The organism is Rhodococcus sp. MSC1_016 (assembly GCF_023667485.2).
Lineage (GTDB): Bacteria > Actinomycetota > Actinomycetes > Mycobacteriales > Mycobacteriaceae > Rhodococcus_F > Rhodococcus_F oxybenzonivorans.
This window is the reverse complement of record NZ_JAMOZI020000001.1, coordinates 2,150,021-2,173,228: the sequence shown is the minus strand read 5'-3', so window position 1 is coordinate 2,173,228 and position 23,208 is coordinate 2,150,021. Positions and strand designations below refer to the sequence as shown.

The 23,208-nt window shown below is 65.6% G+C and carries 19 protein-coding genes; 13 read left to right on the top strand and 6 right to left on the bottom strand.

Going from position 1 to position 23,208, the window contains the following annotated elements; translation table 11 throughout:
- Window positions 1-173: 173 nt before the first annotated feature.
- Both L1080_RS10110 and L1080_RS10105 read left to right on the top strand, forming a co-directional pair.
- The gene (locus L1080_RS10110; protein ID WP_374434494.1) at window positions 174-668 is read left to right on the top strand and encodes an SRPBCC domain-containing protein; all 495 of its coding nucleotides are present in this window, start codon (window positions 174-176) and stop codon (window positions 666-668) included.
- A 247-nt stretch (window positions 669-915) separates the two neighbouring features.
- Window positions 916-1,110, top strand: coding sequence for a hypothetical protein (locus L1080_RS10105; RefSeq protein ID WP_250773290.1), 195 nt, complete (start codon window positions 916-918; stop codon window positions 1,108-1,110).
- Here the strand turns inward: L1080_RS10105 and L1080_RS10100 are convergent.
- Window positions 1,097-1,924 carry a mycofactocin-coupled SDR family oxidoreductase gene (locus tag L1080_RS10100; RefSeq protein WP_250773292.1) on the bottom strand — a complete coding sequence of 276 codons (828 nt, stop codon included), beginning with the start codon at window positions 1,922-1,924 and terminating at the stop codon, window positions 1,097-1,099. The two genes, L1080_RS10105 and L1080_RS10100, sit on opposite strands and share 14 nt — an antisense overlap.
- Before the next feature lie 697 nt (window positions 1,925-2,621).
- Here L1080_RS10100 and L1080_RS10095 point away from each other — a divergent pair.
- The 3 genes from L1080_RS10095 to L1080_RS10085 all read left to right on the top strand — a co-directional run bounded on the left by L1080_RS10095 (window position 2,622) and on the right by L1080_RS10085 (window position 5,890).
- Window positions 2,622-3,482 carry an SDR family NAD(P)-dependent oxidoreductase gene (locus L1080_RS10095; RefSeq protein WP_250773294.1) on the top strand — a complete coding sequence of 287 codons (861 nt, stop codon included), beginning with the start codon at window positions 2,622-2,624 and terminating at the stop codon, window positions 3,480-3,482.
- Window positions 3,479-4,351, top strand: a complete 873-nt coding sequence (locus tag L1080_RS10090) for a sugar phosphate isomerase/epimerase family protein (RefSeq protein WP_284708313.1) — start codon at window positions 3,479-3,481, stop codon at window positions 4,349-4,351. The genes L1080_RS10095 and L1080_RS10090 overlap by 4 nt, the downstream gene beginning before the upstream one ends.
- A 1,170-nt stretch (window positions 4,352-5,521) precedes the next feature.
- Window positions 5,522-5,890, top strand: a complete 369-nt coding sequence (locus L1080_RS10085; protein ID WP_250773297.1) for a DUF1330 domain-containing protein — start codon at window positions 5,522-5,524, stop codon at window positions 5,888-5,890.
- Window positions 5,891-6,053: 163 nt separating this feature from the next.
- Here the strand turns inward: L1080_RS10085 and L1080_RS10080 are convergent, their stop codons facing one another.
- Window positions 6,054-6,689: a hypothetical protein gene (locus tag L1080_RS10080; RefSeq protein ID WP_284708314.1), complete on the bottom strand. Its 636-nt coding sequence runs from the start codon at window positions 6,687-6,689 to the stop codon at window positions 6,054-6,056.
- 152 nt (window positions 6,690-6,841) lie between these two features.
- Here L1080_RS10080 and L1080_RS10075 point away from each other — a divergent pair, with 152 nt between their 5' ends.
- On the top strand, window positions 6,842-7,531 hold the full coding sequence (locus L1080_RS10075) for a hypothetical protein (RefSeq protein ID WP_250773299.1): 690 nt from the start codon (window positions 6,842-6,844) through the stop codon (window positions 7,529-7,531).
- Window positions 7,532-7,570: 39 nt separating this feature from the next.
- On the opposite strand, the gene L1080_RS10070 is transcribed toward L1080_RS10075, so the two are convergent.
- Complete coding sequence (locus L1080_RS10070) at window positions 7,571-8,095, bottom strand: YceI family protein (protein WP_250773302.1); 525 nt, start codon at window positions 8,093-8,095, stop codon at window positions 7,571-7,573.
- Between the two features lie 215 nt (window positions 8,096-8,310).
- On the opposite strand from L1080_RS10070, the gene L1080_RS10065 reads away from it, so the two are divergent.
- Window positions 8,311-9,090 carry a DUF899 domain-containing protein gene (locus L1080_RS10065; RefSeq protein ID WP_250773304.1) on the top strand — a complete coding sequence of 260 codons (780 nt, stop codon included), beginning with the start codon at window positions 8,311-8,313 and terminating at the stop codon, window positions 9,088-9,090.
- Between the two features lie 9 nt (window positions 9,091-9,099).
- On the opposite strand, the gene meaB is transcribed toward L1080_RS10065, so the two are convergent.
- Genes meaB through mutA form a run of 3 tightly spaced genes read right to left on the bottom strand, consistent with a single transcriptional unit; the run spans window position 9,100 to window position 14,283 of the window.
- The gene (gene meaB / locus L1080_RS10060) at window positions 9,100-10,104 is read right to left on the bottom strand and encodes a methylmalonyl Co-A mutase-associated GTPase MeaB (protein WP_250773306.1); all 1,005 of its coding nucleotides are present in this window, start codon (window positions 10,102-10,104) and stop codon (window positions 9,100-9,102) included.
- A gap of 1 nt (window position 10,105) precedes the next feature.
- On the bottom strand, window positions 10,106-12,370 hold the full coding sequence (scpA, locus tag L1080_RS10055; RefSeq protein ID WP_109330158.1) for a methylmalonyl-CoA mutase: 2,265 nt from the start codon (window positions 12,368-12,370) through the stop codon (window positions 10,106-10,108).
- Window positions 12,367-14,283: a methylmalonyl-CoA mutase small subunit gene (mutA, locus tag L1080_RS10050; RefSeq protein WP_159922578.1), complete on the bottom strand. Its 1,917-nt coding sequence runs from the start codon at window positions 14,281-14,283 to the stop codon at window positions 12,367-12,369. Before mutA ends, scpA begins: the two co-directional genes overlap by 4 nt.
- Before the next feature lie 402 nt (window positions 14,284-14,685).
- Between mutA and L1080_RS10045 the strand changes: the two genes are divergently transcribed.
- The 6 genes from L1080_RS10045 (at window position 14,686) to L1080_RS10020 (ending at window position 23,204) form a co-directional block, all read left to right on the top strand.
- Window positions 14,686-15,381, top strand: coding sequence for a TVP38/TMEM64 family protein (locus L1080_RS10045; protein ID WP_236603153.1), 696 nt, complete (start codon window positions 14,686-14,688; stop codon window positions 15,379-15,381).
- A 59-nt stretch (window positions 15,382-15,440) separates the two neighbouring features.
- Window positions 15,441-16,022 (top strand): hypothetical protein, encoded by a 582-nt coding sequence (locus L1080_RS10040; protein WP_250773314.1) that lies wholly within the window; start codon window positions 15,441-15,443, stop codon window positions 16,020-16,022.
- The gene (locus tag L1080_RS10035; protein ID WP_250773316.1) at window positions 16,019-16,546 is read left to right on the top strand and encodes a hypothetical protein; all 528 of its coding nucleotides are present in this window, start codon (window positions 16,019-16,021) and stop codon (window positions 16,544-16,546) included. The genes L1080_RS10040 and L1080_RS10035 overlap by 4 nt, the downstream gene beginning before the upstream one ends.
- A 196-nt stretch (window positions 16,547-16,742) precedes the next feature.
- On the top strand, window positions 16,743-18,530 hold the full coding sequence (locus tag L1080_RS10030; RefSeq protein WP_459030784.1) for a fatty acyl-AMP ligase: 1,788 nt from the start codon (window positions 16,743-16,745) through the stop codon (window positions 18,528-18,530).
- Window positions 18,531-18,567: 37 nt separating this feature from the next.
- Entirely contained in the window at window positions 18,568-18,852 is a 285-nt protein-coding gene (locus L1080_RS10025; protein ID WP_250773320.1) for an acyl carrier protein, read from the top strand.
- Window positions 18,849-23,204, top strand: coding sequence for a type I polyketide synthase (locus L1080_RS10020; RefSeq protein WP_250773330.1), 4,356 nt, complete (start codon window positions 18,849-18,851; stop codon window positions 23,202-23,204). The genes L1080_RS10025 and L1080_RS10020 overlap by 4 nt, the downstream gene beginning before the upstream one ends.
- Window positions 23,205-23,208: the final 4 nt, after the last annotated feature.

The following is a 23,208-nucleotide window of genomic DNA, read 5'->3' as shown; positions in this document are numbered from 1 at the left end:
TGTGGATACAGACCAGAACTCTCGGCGAAACTCATCACGCGCTGTCCCGCGGGAAGTCCGAGCTTCGACGTTATTCCGTCCAGCCGACCGATGAATTCCCGTTCGTCTCGCAGTCTGCATTGGTGAAGGCTCCTTCCGCACCTGCGGGAGGCTCGAGACTGGTGACAAGGAGCGTGCACACCGTGGACCGAGAGAACGTCTGCGCCACCGTGGCCGTTGCCGCACCCGCCACCAGGTTGTTCGCGCTGCTGGCCGACCCGAGGACCCATGCTGCGATCGACGGCACCGGGTGGGTGCAGGACGCTGCCGACCAGGCGCCGCTCACCGAGGTGGGACAGATCTTTCGGATGGACATGTATCACCCCCACCACCCGAACGGTGACTACAGAGTGGCCAACCAGGTCCAGGTGCTCGACCCGCCACGGGCCATTGCCTGGCGGACCGGGCAGGAGAAGGAAGACGGTCAGCTGGAGTTCGGCGGCTGGGTCTGGCGTTACGACCTGGTGCCGCTCGGTCCGTCCGAGACCGAGGTCACGCTCACCTACGATTGGTCGGCGGTGCCGCAGTTCATCCGGGAGTACCTTCAATTCCCGCCGTTCGGTCCCGATCATCTCACCAACTCACTCCATCACCTGGCAGAGCTTGCGGCACCGACTCCCGACACCTAGGGGTTGCGGTAGTCCTGGCCGAGAATTGGGCGGATATGCCTGGGAGACGTTCGGAATACCGCGCGGTGCAGGTCGCGTCGTCAATCGTCCGTCGGACGAGGCGGAGCGCGGAAGCATGCTGTGCAATGCAGCGGAGCTGAGCGGTTCCATTGCCATTCGGGATATCGGCGTAGAAGGTAACTCGACTGTTCCAGCTGCTGGACCCTAGCGAGCACCCGACACCGCCCCGTAGAAGTTGATTGCAAAGGTGGACGAGGAGTCCCTCGGGGAGTTCGGCGTCTGCCAACGCAATCGGCACGACGTGCCGATCAGGGCAGGCGCGGGGCCGGTGGTGAACATCCCCTACGGCGGGCCGCGTCGCTCATCATGCCTGCTCCTCGAGAAACTGCTGCAGAGGCTGAAAATCGAGCCGCTGCTCGACGGAGTCCTCATTTGCTGGTGAATCCCGCATCAACGGGGAGCGTCACACCAGTGACATAACGTCCGGACTCGCCCACGAGATAGAGCACTGCCTCGGTGATGTCGGAGACGTCTACCATCCCGACGGGCATCGGATTCGACATGGTCGTACCCCGCTGAGGGTCGGCAGCCACCCACTCCATCATCTCAGCGTGCTCAACCATCGCAGTGTGCACACCCGTTGGGTGAACGGTGTTGACTCTGATCGAGTGGGGAGCCAGCCAAGCCGAGAAAGATCGCATCAAGCCAACGACACCATGCTTACTTGCCGTGTAGGCGCTTGCTGCACCGGACCCGTCGCCCCCACGTCCGATCAGCCCCTGGGCGGAGCTGGTGATGACGATCGCTCCCCCGTCGCCTCGGGTGATCATCATCGGCGCGACGATGCTGATCGTGTTCCAGACCCCCACCAGATTCGTTTCAATCGTGTCGAGGAATACTTGCTGAGGATCTGGCTCGGTCGCACGCTGGGGGGAGATGCCGGCATTTGCGAGAACGATGGATGGAACGCCAAATCTCGCCACACCCTCGTTGAGCGCGCTCTCCAGCACAGCCCGATCGCGGACGTCCGCAACGGTCGCGTAGATCTTTCCGCCAAGGGCTTCCACCAGATTCACGGTCTCACGGAGATCGTCCTCGGACGCCAATTCGTACGGTACAGAGGCTATTTGTCCGCAGATGTCGACCGCAATGATCGACGCGCCTTCGGCCGCGAGGCGCACCGCGTGGTTGCGTCCTTGGCCGCGGGCAGCTCCGGTGATGAATGCAACGTGACCTTCGAAACGTCCAGTTCTCATGATTCCTCTACTCGTGGGGGACCAGGATCCGACACTGACAACCGGCAAACCAAGGCAGGTTGCTTTCTTCGAATCCGTAACGTCTGGGTCGCTCTCAGCACTACCCCGGTTGAATCAGACAGGTACCAAGCAACCGCTTGGTGAATTCACACTACGAGGCTACAGGCAGAAGTCAAGATCTTGTTTGATCCGCCCCGTCACCGCACGTATCACAAGCGACCCGAAAGGAATCCCATTGTAGGCGGCAGTGTCCAGACTTCGTCGACCATGCCTAGCCGGCTCCGCTGTAGAGGACGCGCAAGCGCAGGCCGTCGCTCAGTTGCGGGCCCAGGAAATCCGCACCTGGTCAGATCTGGTCCTACAGGCGGTCTGAACACCGATTCGCCCGGCATCAGCGGGTGCGTCCTCGATTAATCTGTCGATGATCGCCGCACCGGTGCGTGCCGGTGTCGACCCGTGAAGCACCCAGCAAACTTGGAAATCCGGGACGGTGGTGCCGGGGACTGTCCGGTAATTGGTGGTTTGAGTCTGGCCGGGACACGCCGAGCTTTGCTTGGCGGGAAGCGGAATCATGAGGCGTCGGAAGCTCGATCTTCAGTCAGCTACCGGCCTGCAGTGGGCAACTTGATTGCCAGCGCAACCCGGAATGTCAATGCTACGCTGCAAACAAGCAAGCGTTTGGTCAGAAGGGTGGATCGTGCAGACAATTTTGATAACAGGGGCAAGCAGTGGGTTCGGGGCACATGTCGCCGCCAAGCTGGCGGCGCGTGGGTGGCGGGTGATCGCGTCGATGCGCGACACGACGAAAACGAAACAACTTGACGAGCTAATGGGAGGCGCCGGCACGAACACAGCACTCCTCGAGATTATTCGCCTGGATGTCGCCTGCGACGAGTCCCGCGCCTCGGCCGTGGACTACGTACGCGACTCGACTCCAGATGGCTTGACGGCCGTTCTCCATTGCGCGGGCTACACAACCGCAGGCTTCTTCGAACACCTCGCTCCGCAGACGATTCGAGATTTGTTGGAAGCCAACTTCATCGGTGCAGTCGACCTTACACAGAGACTCCTTCCAACGATGCGCTCACAGGGGCACGGAACCATCGCCGTTATCTCCTCGAACGCTGTTAACGTTGCCCATCCGATGTACTCCATCTATGCCGCAGCAAAGTGGGCGCTCGAGGGCTGGGCTGAAGCCATCGACATTGAACTGGCACCGTTCGGCCTCGACGTGAAGATTCTGCAGCCGGGCAATCACGACACCCCATTCGGGAGCAATGTACAGCCAGTGCTGCCGCATGACAGCCCATACGCGCCGTTAGCAGCGAAGGCCCTGCCAAGGATGACCAAACTCGGACATAGAGCTCGACCGACGGAGAAGGCTGCGGTTGAAATCTGCGACGCATTGGAATCGGATTCGCATCAACTGAGAATTCGACTCGGCAACGACGACAAAGTCATGGCAGCACTATCGCGTTGGGTGCCATACACTGTCAGGCGCCGTATCGTCGAGCGAATTACTGGAATCGATAGGATGACGCTATCTCCTGCCCGATGATTCTTTGGGGAGGCACCCTTTCCCAGGCGCCGGTTGAGCACCGTCTGTTCGCCGCGGCGCGCGCAGGCTTCCACGCGATATCGGTAGCACCGATGGATTTCGGGCCTCCGGACCGTATTCTGCAGCGGGCGGACTGCGTTGCGAAGTTAGCGAACAGACTCAACATATCTGTTGCCTGCATTGATCCGGTGACGTCGTGGCTACCGCTCCCCTTACAGGCGGGATCAATCCCCACAGCGAACCCGGCGCAACGGCGTTACGGGGATCTCTTCGGCCGGTATTCGGTGAGCGAATGCCTCAGACTGGCGGAAAGGCTGGGTTCGACAACAATCTCCGCCATCGAACCGTACGGAGTCGATTTCGGCCATCAGCTTGTCGTCGACTCGTTTGCCGCACTGTGCGAGAGTGCCGCTGACCGTGGCCTTACCATCCAGCTAGAGCCGATGCCATTCAGTTCGATCTTCGACCTCGCAACGGCGCACCGCATAGTCGCCGACTCCTCTGCAAAGAACGCAGGGATAGTGTTCGACACCTGGCACTTCGACCGTAGTGGAGGTACTCGAGACCAGCTGCGAACGCTGCCCCGGGGAATCGTCACATCGATACAGCTCAATGACGGTCGCAGGTCCGAAGCCGAGGACTTGTGGGAGGAGGCGTCGACGCAACGCCTGCTACCCGGTGAGGGGTCGTTTGGTATCGCAGAGTCGATCGATGCATTGGCCGGAAGGCTCGCTGATTCGCCTTTGATCGGTCCAGAAGTAATCTCTGCTGATCACCGTCTCTCGCCGGTCGACTACGTCGCACAGATCGCCTACGATGCATGCCTTCCGTACGCGCAGCGAGCGGGACTCGATATAGATCCGGTCTAGTCTGCCGCGAGGCAGCCTATGCGTGGGCAGAGCGGATCGCCGGAAATGTGCGATGCGTCGTCGGCAGGCCTGGGATTCGTCTGGCTACGACGCATGAGTCGGGCTCATGCAGATCGTCGAACCAGCGCGCCCGGTAGGGACCCGAGCGGCGCTGGAATGAAACATGTTCCCATTTGCGGGTTCCGATCAGGATCTGATGTGCGCGCGATCATCCCCGACCAAGGGCCCGAAGTTTCCGGGTCGTGCCGAACCGTCCGGGATGCTCGCGCGGGACAGGCCAGATCGGGTTCGAGCTGCCAGTGATGGTCGCGTAGCCACGCCTGGGCCTCGTCGAGCAGTGCGCCAGCCTCGGTGGGATGGTCGGACGCATCGAGCAGTGGCCCCTCCCAGTAGATGGTGCAGGCCAGGTCGGTCACGGGTCCGGTGGGATCGACCGACAACCAACGAACAGGTTCATCGCGCGTCGCCCGCCACCGAATTCAGCGTCGGGAAAAACACCACCTTCGGGATCGGCCCCCAGATCCGGGCGAACTCCAGCTACGCCGACCAACATCATCGGCAGCCAAGCCGATCACCAACCACCCAGCCCGCAGCCTGAACCGAGAAGTCACCCCCGACCAGCGGCTGCGCAAATCCGCCCGATTTTCGGCAGATACTACCGCGACCCCACCTCGGCATCTTCCGGCCGCCCCGTAAAGGTCGGCCGGCTGTCGATGGCAAGTTGCAGCGAATACCGGAATCGCTCCTGCATTGGACGGCGGAACAAGTGGCGTCGCACCGTGGCCGCGACGGTGACGGCGATGCGCAATGCGCTCGTCGTCCTGTGTTGGCCATTGCCGTAACACTATCTCCAACAGGCACTTTCCGTGTAGGACTTTGTCCGGTCTGTCACGATCCAGCGCGGTCCCGAGCTGTCGACGGGACGGACCAGTCGGTAGCAACATCTTCTGCTCTTCTCGGACGAAGTACAAGGGTTAGTTTCTTCATAGAACTCGTGTTACGGTCACAGAGTTGCGTGAAACAACTCAGGACGATGCGGAGCAGATTCTGATGGATACGACCACCGCTGGTGCTCACGCACGGCTTTCCCACGACCGAAATGAGTGTCCAGATGATCGATCGACCAGCCACTCGGAGTCTCCAGTGGCAGCCAACGAGAGAGGTAAAATAATGAGCGAGAAATCACGCGGGGGAAAGTTCTACGCGCTGAATTTGTTCGACGTGGCCGACGAGGAGAAGTACCTTTCGTACTTCAGCCGATTGCCCGAAGCGGCTCCGCCATATGGTGGTCGAATGGTGGCGCTCGGGCGCTTCCGCGACAACGTGGCCGGTGACCTCGCGCCGCGGCAGGTTCTGTTTCTCGTCGAATGGGAGTCCGAAGAGGCGTTCAACAGCTTCCGAGACGATCCCGCCTTGGCCGACTTTCATCCGCTGAGAGAGAGCTCGACGGCATCTTATATCTGGCAGACGTTCGATGGCCTCGACATGAGCGACCCCAACCTTCCGCTCGACGAAGTTCTGAGGGTCCTCGAGCCTTGAGTCTTCCAGTAGCGTGTGCGGGTTGAACATGCCAGGTCTGTAGATCGTCAAACAGTCGGGGTCGTCTTCCACGTTACCGAGCACCCGGGCGCCGAGTGTGACACCAAGTCCTGATCGGAGTGGTAGATGCCGGCGCCCGGTGTGCCGTGATCAGGTAGGGCGCTTATGCAGTGTCGGCTTTCTCGACCGCGTCACGAGTGAGATCAGTGAGTTTTCCGAAATTCTCGGCATTAGCCGGGTAGCCGGCCGAGGTCACGCCGATGACGTACTCGCCTGCGAGGGCGCCGTATCCGATGTGCGTTTCTTCACCCTGCGTGACGGTGCCGGCGAACGCCTTCTCCCCCACACCGGATGGTGTCGATAGCGCTACGAAACCCTGAACAACTTCGCTTTTGTCGATCGCTTGCTCGAATGCGGTCGATGCCGAGTCGGGGCTGGAATACTGATCGACCGACACGGTGACCCGCCTGCCGTCAGCGCCTTCGTAGATCACCATTCTCGTCGCCTCGGGGACACCGGCGGCACTGGCGTTCGCACTTGTCGTGGCCTGTCTATCTATCTCCGGGAAATACTTCTGAACGACTTCCAACCCGACCAGGACCTCCTGAGGCACGAGGTTCGTGGTGGAGGTCGTCGCGTCCTGCTGCGATTCCCCACCAGGCTCCGTGCGTTGTTGTCCACACCCGCCCGCCGTCAACGCTCCGATCACAACGATCGAGAGAATGGCGAGAGACGCGCGCCGACCGATGCGGCGCGGCCGGTATTTCTCCGTTGGTTGCGCCACGCCGGGAATAAGCATGACACCAAGTATCACCGCTCCCCCGTCCTCGGACCGCGATTCGTTGGACGAACGCTCAAATTCGGTGCCAATGCGATTGCGGTCGGAAGGTCTCTTTGGAAACCTCGAAGAACAGGTGTCGACCGAACAACGTGGAAGGTGACCTCCGATTCATGATGCTGGCGAATGCCTGTGAGCTCTATAGAGGCACAGGCCTCATCGGTCAGCCGGCGGCCGCTGTCACCAGCCTGGCCTTCGTGGTTGTCGGCGTCGCGGTTATCGCGCGCCGTCGGAACGGTGCGCCGACCGTGATCTACGGCCTGCTCGTCGTCGCCGTCGGTGCCGGGTCACTTGTTCAGCACGGACCCAACCCGTCGTGGCAGGCCTACGCACACGACTTGCCGATCGCAACTCTGCTCGCCTTCGTCGCCGCCGAGGCCGCGTCCGACAGGTTCGGCCGTCGGCTGTCGCCCGGGTGGTGGCTCGTTGTTCCGCTCGTGATGGTTCCCGCCGTGGCTGCCGGATCGACCGTATCCACGATCGTGCAGGCAATGCTCGCCGCGCTCGCTATAGGACTGAGCATGGAACGCGCGCGCGTCCATCCGCAGTTGAGGCGCGCGACGGTGGTCGCGGCACTACTTCTGGCGTCCGGCGCTCTGCTCGGCGCCATCGGTGACCGGACGTCGATCTGTCGGCCGAACAGTGTCGTTCAGGGCCACGCGCTGTGGCACGTTCTGGCCGCCGCCGGATTATGGCGACTCGCGTCCACGATCGGTGCATCCGCCGAAAAGGCGCCGAGGAGCCCGGAGCCGGATTCGCCGCCGACCAGTTCCGACGGCACCTTTCGTCGACCGACGACGTGACGGGCGTAGCCCCGCGAGTGGCAGAGGCGCCGCGGTGGATCAGGACTTGACGAAGACGGCGTTGACCACGACACGGGTGGCGAGGCGCGAGCCCTTCTTCGTGTAGGTCATGCCCCAGTTGCTGCGGTCGAGGTGTATTTCGGCGCTGACCGTCGCGGTGTCGTCGGTGGCGACAACCTCTGCGGACACGGTGAGCGGTCGAGTCTGCCCGTGAACGATCAGATCGCCGTCGAGATGTACGTGTCCCGGATCGGCGGGTCGCGCTGCTGCCGCGGTGAAGACAATGGTGGGGTACTTCTGGACATCGAAAAAGTCAGCGGAGCGCAGGTGCTCGTCGCGTTTACCGTTCTTGGTACTCAGCGAGGTGGCGTCGACGACCAGCCTTCCGGTGATACCTCCGTCGGCACCGACCGTTGCGGTGCCCTCGACCGCGTGGAAGCTGCCGGTGACCCCGAAGATCCACAATCCCTTCGTGTGGAAGGTGATCGAGGTCCGGGAAGGTTCCAGAGTCCAGGACCCGGCGAGCGTAGACAGTTGCGGGACGGACTCCATGGGCGATGTCATGTGTACCTCCGGTAGGTGATGATCGGTAGCCAGACACGGTTTCGAGAGAGCGCGGGGGCGTCACGACAAATCGGTCTCGGCTGGACTCCATCCCCAACGGAACCCTCGGCAAGCATGGTAGTTGCGGGGCCGGCTGTCTCGTGGAAGTTCTGGAGGTAGCCGCAACCGAGTGCCGACTGAGACCATTACGTGTGTCCTACGAGAGGAGACGAACGATGACAGCGTCCGATCCACAGGTCACCACCCGTGAGCAATGGCTCATCGCGCGGCGTGAGCTACTCGCACAGGAGAAGGAGCTGACCCGACACCGCGACCGGGTCAACGCCGCCCGACGCGCGCTACCCATGGTCGCGATCACCAAGAAGTATGTATTCGACGGTCCCCACGGCAAGGTCGAACTCGAGGACTTGTTCGACGGCCGCAGTCAACTCCTCATCTACCACTTCATGTTCGAACCCGACGCCGACGAGGGTTGCCCGTCCTGTTCGTTCACGATGGACAATGTGGGCGACCTCCGCCACCTGTACGCGCGGGACACCTCGTTCGCGGCCGTGTCACGCGCACCGCTGCTCGAGCTCGAGCGCTACCGGCAGCGGATGGGTTGGGCCCTCCCCTGGTACTCCTCGCACGGCAGCGACTTCAACTACGACTTCCACGTCACCCTCGACGCGGCGGTCGCACCGGTGGAATACAACTACAAGGATCAGGCCGAGCTGGAGCGGATGAACCCCGCCTGGAAGGGCTGGTCCGGCGACGAGCACGGTGTCAGCGCTTTCCTCCGCCACGGTGAGCGAATCTTCCACACCTATTCCGGCTACGCGCGCTCGACCGAAACGCTCCTCGGTACCTACCAGTGGCTCGACCTCACCGCCCGCGGCCGGCAGGAGGACTGGGAACAACAACCCCGCCGCGGCGACGACCCCGCCATGAGTTGGCTGCGCCGCCACGACGAATACGACGCAGACGTGATCGCAGGAGCGAAGAGCCCGGAGTGACCTGCCCGGTCATTCCTCGGAGGCGTCGGAACCGTCGAAGGCGTCGAGGATCTGGGCCGCGGCCAACGCCGCTGTCAGGGAACCGTCACGCACCTGTTGCTCGACCTGCCCGCGAATGTCCTTGACCCGCGGGTTGGATGCCAGTCGACGCAGCAGCTGATCGTGGACCATGGTCCACGTCCAGTCGACCTGCTGGCGACGACGGTTCTCCTCGAACCGTCCGGCCTCGGTGAGCACCTCACGGTGATGCTGGACGGTGTTCCAGAACTCCTCGAGCCCGATACCTTCGAGACCGCTCATCGTGATGACGGGCGGCTTCCAGATGGCGTCGTGGGGGTAGATCAGCCGCAGTGCACCCGCCAATTCGCGGGCAGCTCCCTTCGCTTCGCGTTCGTGCTTGCCGTCGGCCTTGTTGACGGCGACGAGGTCGGCGAGCTCGAGTACACCCTTCTTGATGCCCTGCAACTGGTCACCGGTCCGGGCGAGCGTGAGGAAACAGAAGCAGTCGACCATGTTCGCGACCGTCACCTCGGACTGCCCGACCCCGACCGTCTCGACCAGGATGACGTCGAATCCGGCTGCCTCGAGGAGCACGATGGTTTCGCGGGTCGCCTTCGCGACACCGCCGAGGGTGCCGGAGGTCGGCGACGGCCGGATGTAGGCGTCCTTCTCCACGGTCAGCCGCGCCATGCGTGTCTTGTCGCCGAGGATCGACCCGCCGGTGCGCGTCGACGACGGATCCACCGCGAGGACCGCCACCCGATGACCCTTCCCGATCAGGTACATGCCCAGTGCGTCGATGAACGTCGACTTGCCGACGCCGGGCACACCGGTGATACCCACCCGGTGCGCGTTGCCCGACTCCGGAAGCAGTTCGAGGAGCAGACGCTGCGCCGCCTCCCGGTGGTCGGTGCGTGTCGATTCGACCAGGGTGATGGCCTTCGCCAGGCCGGCGCGCTGATTGGCGCGCACGGCCTGGGCGAGGGCATCGATGTCGACTGGAGGGCGCCCCATGCTATTCCGGGGTACCCGTCAGGTCGTGCCCGAGCTGGGCGGCCAGCTTCTCGAGCAGACCGGTGGCCGCCTCGGCGATCACCGTGCCGGGCGGGAAGATCGCGGCGGCGCCCGCCTGGTAGAGCTCGTCGAAGTCGCCGGGCGGAATGACACCGCCGACCACGATCATGATGTCGGGACGCCCCACCGCCGCGAGCGCATCCCGCAGTGCAGGCACCAAGGTGAGGTGACCTGCAGCCAACGACGACACACCGACCACGTGGACGTCGTTGTCGGCCGCCTGGTTCGCGACCTCTTCCGGGGTCTGGAACAGCGGTCCGACGTCCACGTCGAAGCCGATGTCGGCGAAGGCGGTGGCGATCACCTTCTGTCCGCGGTCGTGCCCGTCCTGGCCCATCTTCGCGATGAGGACACGCGGGCGGCGGCCTTCCTCCTCGGCGAACTTCTCGACGAGTTCCGTTGCGTTACTGATGTTGTCCACCTTCCCGGCCTCGTCCCGGTACACCCCGCTGATGGTGCGGATCTCGGCCTGGTGACGTCCGAACACCGTCTCGAGTGCGTCGGAGATCTCGCCGACGGTGGCGTGCGCACGGGCAGCGTCGATGGCGAGCGCGAGCAGGTTGTTCTCCATGCCTCCCTCCGACGAGGCAGCGGCGCGGGTGAGCTCGGCGAGTGCCGCCTGCACCGCGACGGGGTCGCGTTCCTCACGCAGGCGTGCGAGCTTCTCGAGCTGTTCCTTGCGGACCCGCGAATTCTCGACCTTGAGGACCTCGATCTTCTGATCCTCTTCGGCCCGGTACTTGTTGACACCGATGACCGGCTGACGACCGGAATCGATGCGCGCCTGAGTGCGGGCGGCGGCCTCTTCGATGCGCAGCTTCGGGATGCCCTCGCTGATGGCCTGCGCCATGCCGCCGGCCTCCTCGACCTCGGCGATGTGCGCCCGGGCGCGGTTCGCCAGCTCGTGAGTGAGCCACTCGACGTAATGGGAGCCGCCCCACGGGTCGATCGGGCGGACCGTCCCCGATTCCTGCTGCAGCAACAACTGGGTGTTGCGGGCGATGCGGGCGGAGAAGTCCGTCGGCAGCGCCAGCGCCTCGTCGAGGGCGTTGGTGTGCAGAGACTGGGTGTGCCCCTGCGTGGCGGCCATGGCCTCGACGCAGGTGCGGGCCACATTGTTGTAGACGTCCTGGGCGGTGAGCGACCAGCCCGATGTCTGCGAATGTGTGCGCAGCGACAGCGATTTCGCCGACTTCGGCTCGAACTGGGCAACCAGTTCACTCCACAGGAGACGACCGGCCCGCAGCTTTGCGACCTCCATGAAGAAGTTCATGCCGATGGCCCAGAAGAACGACAACCGCGGCGCGAACTTGTCGATCTCCATGCCGGCGTCGAGGCCGGCGCGGAGGTACTCGACACCGTCGGCGAGCGTGTACGCCAACTCCAGATCGGCTGTGGCACCGGCTTCCTGGATGTGGTACCCGGAAATGGAGATGGAGTTGAACCGCGGCATCTTCGTGCTGGTGTACGCGAAGATGTCCGAGATGATGCGCATCGACGGCTTCGGCGGATAGATGTAGGTGTTGCGGACCATGAACTCTTTCAGAATGTCGTTCTGAATGGTTCCGGCCAGCTGTTCCGGAGCGACACCCTGCTCCTCCGCCGCCACCACATACAGGGCCAGGATCGGCAGAACGGCACCGTTCATGGTCATCGACACACTGACGCTGTCGAGGGGAATGTGGTCGAACAGCTGCCGCATGTCGAGGATCGAGTCGATGGCCACACCGGCCATGCCCACGTCACCGGCGACGCGCGGGTGGTCGGAGTCGTAGCCGCGGTGGGTGGCCAGGTCGAACGCCACCGACAGACCCTTCTGCCCCGCCGCAAGGTTGCGGCGGTAGAAGGCGTTGGACTCGGCGGCGGTCGAGAATCCGGCGTACTGACGGATGGTCCACGGCTGGTTGACGTACATGGTGGGGTACGGCCCACGCACGAACGGCGCGGCACCGGGGAAGCTGCCCACCGGGTAACCCTCGGACTCGGCCGCGTCGCGGTCGGCCTTGGTGTAGACCGGTTTGACGTCGATTCCCTCGGGGGTGGACCACACCACCTGTTCCGGGGTGTAGTGGTTCGCCGCCGCGGCGGCGGCGATCAATGCGTCCGTCTGTTCCGCGGTCGGTGCGGCCGGCTGCGGAAACTGAGGATCCTCCAGCGGCACGTCGGCGAAGCTGCCGATCGTATGCTTGACCTCGCGAGTAGTCACTTCTTGCTCCCTGTGTCGCCCGAGGTGTTCCCCGCGCTCTCGATGATGTCGAGCAGATCGGACAGGACCGAGACTGCATCGATGCGTGCTGTGACGAATCCGTCGGGGCGGGCAGCCCCGTCCACGTCGGCAACGACCTTCTCCGGACCCGCCAGGAGAACGGTGCCCACACCCGCAGCGCGCAGTTCCTCGACCGCGGCCGCGGCGTCGGCGGTGTACCGCTTGTCGGTACCGCAGATCACCGCGATACCGGCCCCGGACTGTGCCGCTGCGGCCGCGATGCTGCCGTCACCGACCGCGAGGGGTCCGGGATTGACGGCAGCGATGCCACCCGATGCCAGCAGGTTCGTGCTGAAGGTGGTGCGCACGTTGTGTTCGGCGACCGGTCCGAGCGGAGCCAGGAACGCGGTGGGCCGGACCCCGTGAACCGCCAGATAGGTGTCGGAGCGGTCGCGGAGCCTTTCGAAGGCGGCGGCGTACCGGGCCACCCGTCCGGCGTCAGCGGCACCGGGAGGCAGTGGCGCCTCCTCCAGATTCGGATACTCGTTGACCCCGGTGACCGCGGTCTTGCGGTGCGCGATGTCCGATTCGCGTTGCGCCCGCGTCGAGTTGATCCGCTCGGTGATCTGTCCGGCGCCCAGGCCCGCGAGATACCCGCCGGCCGACTCGATCTGCTGGAAGAATTCCCACGCCTTCTCCGCGATCCGCTGCGTGAGATCCTCGACGTACCACGATCCGGCGGCGGGATCGAGTACGCGGCCGAGGTGCGATTCCTCGAGCAGCAACAACTGGGTGTTGCGGGCGATCCGATCGGCGAAGGTCTGCGAGACCCCCAGCGCCCCCGCGGGCAGCGCGGCATCGAACGGCAACACCGTCACCGCGTCGGCACCGCCCACCCCGGCGCCGAACGCGGCGAGGGTCGTGCGGAGCATGTTCACCCACGGATCACGCTGCGACATCATCGCGGCGGACGTGACCGCATGCTGCGGCGCGCCGCCGAAGTCGGAGGCACCGCACACCTGGGCGATCCGGGCCCACACCAACCGGGCGGCGCGGAACTTGGCGATGGTCTGGAACTGGTCGTCGGTCGCCGCGAACCGGAAATCAATCTGGCCGAACGCTTTTCCGATCGGCAGCCCACTCGCGGTGAGCGCCCGCAGGTACTCGAGCCCGGCGGCGACGGACGCACCGAGCTCCTCCGAGTCGGAGGCACCCGCGTCGTGGAAGACGGTGCCGTCCACGGTGATCGCGCGCACCTGTTCCGGTCGGGTCGACGCCTCGGTGGCCAGTGCCACCGCGTCACCGAGATCGATATCCGTCACACCGGCGAAGGCGCTCGTCAGCGGCGCAGCACCGAGGTGGACGCGCACCGTGGTGCGATCGGTGACGCCGTCACCGGCCGACGCACGCGCGTCGAGCAGTGCGAACAATGCGCGGGCCGCGGCTGTCACCTCGGTTCCGGCGTCGAGGGTGAGCGGGGCGAGGTCGAGCAGCACGCCGTCGAGCGCCGTCTCCAGCGACCTGACGGGCAGCGTGTTCTCACCGACGGTGAGCCAGACCGCGCTGACCCCGTTCTCCAAGGCGTCGAGGATGGACCGGTTGACGTCCGCCGGATCGGCGCCCGCACCGAACCGGGCGCTGACGAGCCAGCCGGAGTTGACGTCCCGAGTGGCGTCGACGCCCCGAACGTAAGGGAACGCGCCGGGAAGCGGCTGCTCGGGACGCTCGTCCCGGGGGCTGTAGAGCGGCGCGACGGTGACACCGTCGTAGGTGGTGGTCTCGAGGAGCTTCTCGGGTTCCGGACCGAGGTCTGCCGCGTCGACTCGCCGCGATTTCGCGAGGACTCCCGCCACGGAGCGCTGCCAGTCGGTATATGCCCGCGCAGCTTCCTCGGTTTCTGAAGCTAATGACACGGTGTCCGCTTCCTCTCCCTGCATGGCCCTGATGAGCGATCGATCAATATGTTGTGTTGGTGTGATGCTAGCCGCAGACTCCGCTCTCCTATCGTGAGGATCACCACATGATGGATAACCTCAGGTCATGAGCATGACGCCGGAACCGTTCGGCGCCCGGGGCGCCGTGACTCAGCGGTTCTTCGGGCTGACCGTGCCCGTCAGGGGAAATCATTTTCCGCGGCGAACTACTCCATCGTAGGAGGATGGCCGCCGCCGCGCTGGCCCGAATTCTCGGCCCGCGGGCCGGGGTCGCGCCTGGGCGGCCGCGGTGTCCGGATGAGACGGTCTCCGCTACGACCGTGCTCTCGACGGTTTTCCTCGCACGACTCTTCGCGGTCCGGCCGGGTAGCCTGGTGCCCTGTGAAGAGACGCCTGGGGAACCGCAGGGTCGTCGGCGTCGCCGCACTGGCAATCGTGCTGGTGGTCGTCGCGGTGGTGGCACCCCATCCGTCCGTTCTGCAGATCCGGGAATGGGCGCAGTCGGTGGGCCCGGCCTTTCCGCTGGTCTTCTTCGTCGCGCATGCGCTGGTGACGATATTCCCGTTCCCCCGCACCGTGTTCACCTTGAGTGCCGGGTTGCTGTTCGGGGCCTGGCTCGGCATCGCGATCACCGTCGCGGCCGCAACGGTCAGCGCGGTGCTGGCTCTATATCTGGTCCGCGCCATCGGCCGGGACGTCGTGTGGCAACGCATCTCCAGCCCGACGATCCGGCGGGTGGACGAGCGGATCGCCCGACGGGGGTGGCTCGCCGTCGGCTCTCTCCGGCTGATCGCATTCGTCCCGTTCTCCGTGGTCAACTACTGCAGCGGCGTCTCCTCCATTCGGCTGCTCCCCTACGTGCTCGCCACGGTCGTGGGCATCCTCCCCGGAACGGTGGGGATCGTGGTTCTCGGGGACGCCCTGAGCGGTGAGACGAATCCAGCCCTCCTCCTGCTGTCCGGTGTGTGCGTCGTCGTCGGCATTCTCGGGTTGATCGTCGATTCTCGGCGGCCCGTCGATCGATCCGACGCCGAGGAGTTGCCGCTGACCGAGGGTGTGTCTATCCCTCGTCCTTGAACACAGGATGTCAAGTTCTGAGTCTTGACAGGAAAGTTTCCAGGTTCTAGCCTTGACGAATGTTCGTCCTCACCATCGATCAGCGCGGAAGTCGCCGTGACATCGACCGTGTCGGCGACCTGATCGCCGAACTCGGCGATCACCGCCTCGTCCGCCCGTTTCAGCGCACGGCCGGCGACGAGATGCAGGCGGTCGTGGCAGATCCCGCGACCGTGGTGGCTCTCGCCCTCGACCTCGTCGGTCGCGAACACTGGAGCATCGGCATCGGTGCCGGAGCCGTGGAAGAACCGCTCCCCGACGAGACGCGGGCCGGCCGAGGACCGGCGTTCGAACTCGCCCGCGTCGCCGTCGAGCGTGCGAAAAGTGCCCCGGGCCGGGTTGCGGTGGAGGGTTCCGACACCGACTTGTCCGCGGACGCCGACACCGCTCTCACCCTCGTCGCCGTTCTCCTCACCCGCCGTACAGACGAAGGCCGCGAAGCCGTCGCGCAGATGCGGCGCGGGCTCACCCAGACGGAGGCGGCCAAAAGCCTGGGCATCAGCAAGCAGGCCGTCTCGCAACGCCTCGCCACCGCGGGGTGGCAGGTCGAGACGGCAGGCCGCCGACTGGCCGAACGACTCCTACAGAAGGCGGATTCATGACGGCGGTCGCGCTCCTCGCCCTCGGCGTCGCGGCGCTGGCACCGTTGGTGCTTGCCACGCAGCGTGTTCCCCGCTGGGTGTCCCAGTGGGCGGCCCCACTCGTCGGGCTCGCCGCCCTCGCTACGGCCGCGGTCGCCGGCTCCGCCACCACACCGGTGAAGGGATTCGCACTGGGTGCGACGCTCGTGCTGTGTGCGGCGGCGGCCACCACCGGTGGGGCGCCGATGGTGCTCGCCGCCTTCCGGATCGCCCGGCGCCAGCCCGATTCCGGTGACGACCCCCGCCCCGAGGCGGGCCCGTTGCGAGGCGGCCGGGTGATCGGACTGCTCGAGCGTGCCGCCGTCGCCGCTGCGATCCTCGCCGGGTGGCCGGAGGGTATCGCCGTGGTCCTGGCTGTCAAGAGCTTGGCCCGCTACCCCGAACTGCGCGAACCACACGCCTCCGAGCAGTTCATCATCGGCACGTTCACCAGCGTGCTCTGGGCCATCGCCGTGTGCGGCGTCGGCCGGGCGCTCATCACCTAGCCCCGGTCCTCACCGAAAAATCCTGCGGCACAGAAAGATAAACCTCCCCGAGGCACTCCAATACCCGGTGACACTGCCCATCCCACGGTGATGCGCGACCAACCGGAGGTGGGGGTGATTCCACCCCTGGGGTTGATGGAATCCCCCGGCGATGCGGACGAGAGTAGGAATCGTCCACTTCGAGGGAGAAGATCAAGTGCATTCCGACTTCGTGTCACACGTTCGAGCCCAGGCCGCCACCTACGGTGAGGAACGCTCCTACACCTACCATCGCGAGGTCGGCCGCGAACTCGTCGAAGAGGTTCTCACCTACCGCCAGTTGGACCAGGATGCGCGGGCGATCGCGTCGTGGTTGTCGACGCGGCCCGAGGCCCACCGCCCGGTGATGCTGCTGTACGTCGACGGCATCGACTTCCTTCGCGCATTCCTCGGCTGCCTGTACGCCGGTGTCGTCGCCGTACCGGCCCCCGTGCCGCACGACGCCCGCAGCATGGCGCGGGTGGCCACGATGTTCGAGGACGCCGACGTCGGTCTGGTGCTCACCACGTCCGCGATCGAAGAACTGCTGACGGCGTGGATCGGCAACTCCGGACTCACCGGCACGGTCGCCGTCGCGTCGACCGACGCCGCCGAACTCGGCGACCCCGACGAGTGGCAGATGCCCGAACTGGACGGCGACACCCTCGCCTTGCTCCAGTACACCTCGGGATCCACCAGCGAGCCCAAGGGCGTGATGGTGACCCATGGGAACCTCCTGCACAACGCTGCGGCCATGGTCGAGGCCATGGCCGCAGCCATCAGGGACGGCGAGGCAGGCAGCGTTGTGGGCTGGCTTCCACACTTCCACGACATGGGGCTGATCGGCATGCTGCTGCTCCCCCTCTACGCCGGCAGCAACCTTGCGTTCATGTCGCCGATGACCTTCCTCAAGCGCCCGGTGCGCTGGTTGCAGTTGATCGATCGCTACCGCGCCGACATCACCGTCGGCCCGAACTTCGCGTACGACCTTCTCGCCCGACGGATCCCCGACGACCAGTTGACCGGCCTGGACCTCTCCTCGGTGCGGGTCGCTCTCAATGGGGCAGAACCGATCCGCCCCCGTACCCTCGAGGCCGTCCTCGACCGGCTCCGGCCCTACGGGTTCCGGGCGGACGCGTTCTTCCCGGCTTACGGAATGGCCGAGGTGACGTTGCTCGCCACCGCCGGAGCCGTGGGCAGCCCGCCGGTGTACCTCGACGTCGACCCGGCCGCACTCGAGCGCAACGAGCTCACTCCGATGGCCGGTGGCACTCGACTGGTGAGCAGCGGCCGCGCATTCGGTGTGGACATTCGCGTCGTCGATCCGGACACCACCGACGAGCTGCCCGAGGGCCGGGTCGGGGAACTGTGGATCCGCGGGGGCAGCGTCACCGCCGGCTATTGGAATCGGCCCGAGGACACCGAGGAGAAGTTCCACGCCACCACCCTGGGCGGGGACGGGCCATTCCTGCGCACCGGTGACCTCGGCGCTTCCGTCGGCGGTGAAATCTTTGTCACGGGCCGGCTCAAGGACCTGCTGATCGTCAACGGACGCAACCTGTACCCCCAGGACATCGAGGAGGCGGTGCGCGAACTGCATCCAGCCCTCACCGGATCGGCCGGAGTGGTGTTCTCCATGGACACCGGACGCCACGAGCGCCTACTGGTGATCCACGAGGTAAAGACCGGGTTGCTCGATCAGGGTCACGGAGAGAACGACACCGTGACGATCACGGACCTCGCCCGAAAGATCAAACTCTCCGTCGCCCGGGCCTTCGACGTGCCGGCGCCGAGCGTCGTCCTGGTCGACCGGCACGGGGTGCACCGCACCACCAGCGGAAAGGTTCAACGCCGATCGATGCGCGCGTCGTTCCTCGAGAACCGGGTGGATGCGGTGCTGCACGAAGAAATCGATCCGGCGGTCCAGGGCCTCCGCAGCCGAACCGCCACACCTGCACACGCCTGACCTCCACCCCGCCCCTCGCCGACAAGGAAACGTCCCCATGCCTGCTTTCGTGAACCCCACCCGCGACCTCACCCCGGCTATCGACTGGCTCACCCGAAGGGTGGCATTCTATACAGAGCAGCCGGTGCACAATGTCGACCCCGACATCCCGCTCGCCGAGCTGGGAATCGAATCGGTGTCTGCGGTGAGCCTGTGCGGCGAGATCGAAGACCAGTGGGAACTCGAACTGGACCCCACTGTGGTATTCGACTACCCCACCATCGCCGAGATGGCTGTCTTCATCGTCACCGAAGTCGAGGACCGGTACGAGAGGGCCGCATGACCGACATCGCCATCGTCGGCCTCGACTGCCGATTCCCGCAGGCAACGGACGCCGACGCGCTCTGGAGGCTGTTGATGGCCGGCGGCGACGGAATCGTCGACGTCCCCGAAGACCGATGGCACGCGAACGACTTCTACAACGAAGCGGGTGGGCCGGGCGCGATCAACAATCGTAGCGGCGGATTCCTCAGCGACGCAGACGCTTTCGATCACGAGTTCTTCGGCATCGCCCCCCGCGAGGCCCAGGCGATGGACCCGCAGCAACGCCTGCTCCTGCAGACGGCGTGGCGTGCCCTCGAGGACGCCACCCTGGATCCGCGGGGCCAAGCCGGTTCGAACACCGGCGTATTCGTCGGCGTGATGGCCAACGAGTGGAATCTGCAGATGAGCGACCTCTCGCGGATCACGCCGCAACTCGGAAGTGGCAACGGCTACTTCATGACCGCCAATCGAATCTCGTATCAATTGGACCTCGAGGGCCCGAGTATCGCCGTCGACACCGCGTGTTCGTCGTCCCTGGTCGCCGTCCACCTGGCCTGCGCGGCGCTGCGAGCCGGCGAGTGCGACCAAGCGCTCGCCGGCGGCGTCAATATCGCCCTCACTCCCGCCCTGAACGTCTTCTACACCCAGGCCGGGCTGTCGGCACCGGACGGACGATGCAAACCGTTCAGCGCCAAGGCGAACGGGATCGGCCGGGGTGAAGGTGCCGCAGTGCTCGTGCTGCGCCGCCTCGCGGACGCGCAGGCCGAGGGGTTGCCGATCTACGCGGTGATCAAGGCGAGCGCGGTCAACAACGACGGCCGCAGCAACGGAATCACCGCACCCAACCGGTGGGCCCAACAGCAGGTCATCGGCGAAACCTATCGGCGCGGCGGGGTGACGCCGGACCGCGTCGCGTTCGTCGAAGCGCACGGCACCGGAACCGTGCTCGGCGACATGATCGAGATCAAGGCACTCGGTCACCTCCACGGCGTTCCCCGCCCGCAGCCGTGCGCGATCGGATCGATCAAGGGCAACCTCGGTCATACGGAGGGTGCGGCCGGGGTGGCCGGGGTGATCAAAGCAGCGCTGGCCCTGCACCACCGCGTGGTACCGCCCACCCGCTGCGCGGAGGACGAGAACCCTCGACTTCGACTGGCCGACAACGGGCTCCGTCTCGCAAAGGAGCCCATGAGCCTGCCCGACGGCGACGTCTACGGTGCGGTCAGCAGCTTCGGGCTCGGCGGCACCAACGCCCACCTGCTCCTGGCCGCCGCGCCCGCCGACGAGGCCGTCCCGGTGGGCATCGGCGGCGGTGTACTCACCCTGGCGTCGAACAACAGCGAGGGCCTGCGACGCAACGCCGCCGTCCTCGCCGACCATCTCGCCAACCGCCCCGCTACCGAACTGGCCAGGGTGTGCTGGACCTCCAACCAGGTGAAAGCCTCCGGACGCCACCGCCTTGCGGTGCCCGTACAGAACCGCGACGAGGCCGTGTCCGCCCTGCGCAACCTTGCGACCGACCCCAGCCTGCTCGGGGTGTCGTCCGGAACCGCACGGCCGGTGAGCACCGGCTGGCTCTTCACCGGTCAGGGCGCACAGTACCCGGGAATGTCGCGTCAGCTGCACGAGCAGTCCGCGCCGTACCGACTCGCATTGGCGGACGTGGACGAGCAGATGGCACCACATCTGGGCCGATCGGTCCGCGCGCTGCTGCTCGACGCCGGCGGCGACGACATCCGTCGAACCGAGTTCGCGCAGCCCGCTCTCTTCGCCGTGGAGTACGCGCTGGCGCGAGTGCTCACCGAGATCGGCATCGAGCCCGCGTGGCTGGTCGGCCACAGCGTCGGCGAATACGCGGCCGCGGCGCTGGCCGGGGTATTCGACCTGGACGACGCGTGCCGCCTCATCACCGCCCGGGGGCGGCTCATGCAGCAGTTGCCGGAGGGTGGTGCGATGCTGGCCGTGCGCGCCGCCCGGGAGGAGGTCGCCGATCTCCTCGCCGGTGAACCGTCGGTCGCGCTGGCAGCGGTGAACGGGCCACGGGACCTTGTATTGTCCGGGTCGGCGGGCGCACTCGAGGCGATTCGAAAGTCTCTGGCCGGGAGGGGTTTCGCGGTCCGGCCTCTCGCCGTCTCCCACGCGTTCCACTCGCCGCTGATGAGGCCCGTGTCGGACGCCTTCGCCGAGGTCGCGGCCGGCTGCACCTACCGGCCACCGACCATCCCGATCTTCTCCACAATGCACGGACGGCTACTCGACGTGGACGAACCGATGGATGCCGCCTATTGGACCGACCACATCGAGGCGACCGTGCAGTTCGCGGACGCGGCGGCCGCCGCGGTGGCGTCCGAACCGACGCATCTGATCGAGGTGGGACCCGCACGGGTCCTGGCGCCGATACTCACCCGTGCTCATCCCGAACTCGCCGCGAAGTACCTCCTACCGTGCCCCGGCCCGGCGGCCACCGGTCACGAGCTCACCGACACCGTCGCTGCCCTGTACCGGGACGGTGTCGACCCGAACTGGGATGCGCTCTACGAACCGGGCGCGCGTGTGCGCCGACGACTGCCCGGTTACTCCTTCGCAACCACCGCCCGCTTCTGGACGTCGGTTTCCGCCACTGTCGGGGCGACCACAGCGACCGAGGCGGCCGACGCTCAACCGCCCACCACGCCGATTACCGACGCACCGAAAGCGGAGGACTCCACCATGGAGCACCTGATTGCACTGTTCCGGGAGCAGGCCGCCGTCCTCGCCGCCGTCGCTCATAACGGCGCCGGCATCTCGACGCCCGCATCGGCGACACCCCACGCCGACACCGCCACCCGCGAACGCGTTTCCGGAGAGATTGCCGAGGGAATCCGCGGCGAGGCGGCGCGTGTCAGCGGGTTCCCGGCCGGGTCGTTGCGGACCGCACACACCATCGTCGGCGACCTCGGATTCGACTCGATCATGGTCGCCGACCTCTTCAGCGGGCTGAGACGAACCTTCCCGGAACTCGTCATCGACCCGGAGTGGTTCTCGCCGTCGACGACCCTCGGCGACCTGATCGACCACGTGACCACGCGATTGCAACCCGCAACGTCGCCGGCCGCTGCCCCGACTCCCGAACCTGCGGTGGCATCGGCGGGCCCCGCAACCGCCCCCCGCATGGTCCGGCCCGAGTACCGCATCGCCGACTTCCCTGAGGTCAAGGCACTTTCCGAGCGCCTGACCATGACCGAAGGGTTCGGCGTCACCAACCCCTACTTCCTGATCAACGACGGGGTCACCCGCGACACCTCGATCATCGGCGGGAACGAAGTTCTCAACTTCTCGAGCTACAACTACCTCGGCATGTCCGGCCATCCCGCCGTGGTCGCCGCCGTACAGGACGCCGTCGCCCGCTACGGCAGCTCGTGCTCGGCCAGCCGGCTGCTCTCCGGTGACAAGCCGGTCCACCGCGAGCTCGAGACCGAACTCGCCGCACTACTCGGCACCGAGGACGCCATCGTCCTGGTCAGTGGGCACGCCACCAACGTGACCGTGATCGGGCACCTCGTCGGTCAAGGTGACCTCGTCATTCACGACAGCCTGGCGCACGACAGCATCCTGCAGGGCTGCACACTGTCCGGCGCCACACGCCGCCCGTTCCCCCACAACGACCACGACGCGCTCGACGCCCTGCTCACCGCGATCCGTCCGCAGTACCGGCGGGTCCTCATCCTCATCGAGGGCGTGTACAGCCAGGACGGCGATATCCCCGACCTTCCGGCCATGATCGCGGTGAAGAAGAAGCATCAGGCGCTGATGATGATCGACGAGGCGCACAGCATCGGGGTGCTCGGGGCAACCGGCGGCGGTGTCGGCGAACATTTCGGCGTCGACCGCGGTGATGTCGAGTTGTGGTCCGGCACCATGTCGAAAGCCTTGGCCGGCTGCGGCGGATACGTCGCCGGGAGTTCCGAGCTGATCCAGTTCCTCAAGTACACCACCCCCGGCTTCGTCTACAGCGTCGGCATGACACCTATGAACGCCGCGGCGTCGCTGGCAGCGATTCGTCAGATGCGCGCCCAGCCGGAGGTGCTCGACCTTCTGCGACACAATGCGCAGCTGTTCCTCTCGCTGGCCACCGAGGCCGGCATCGATACCGGTGACACGCGGGACACGCCTGTCATTCCCTGCATCGTCGGTGACTCGCTGAAAACACTGAAGTTGTCGAACAGGCTGCTGGAGCGCGGGATCAACGTGAACCCCATTCTCTATCCCGCCGTGCCCGAGGATTTGGCGCGGCTGAGATTCTTCGTCACCTCATGCCACTCCGAGGACCAGATCCGCTACACGGTGAAGACCCTGGCCGAAGAACTCGCTGCACTCCGGGACGGCGACTAGTGCC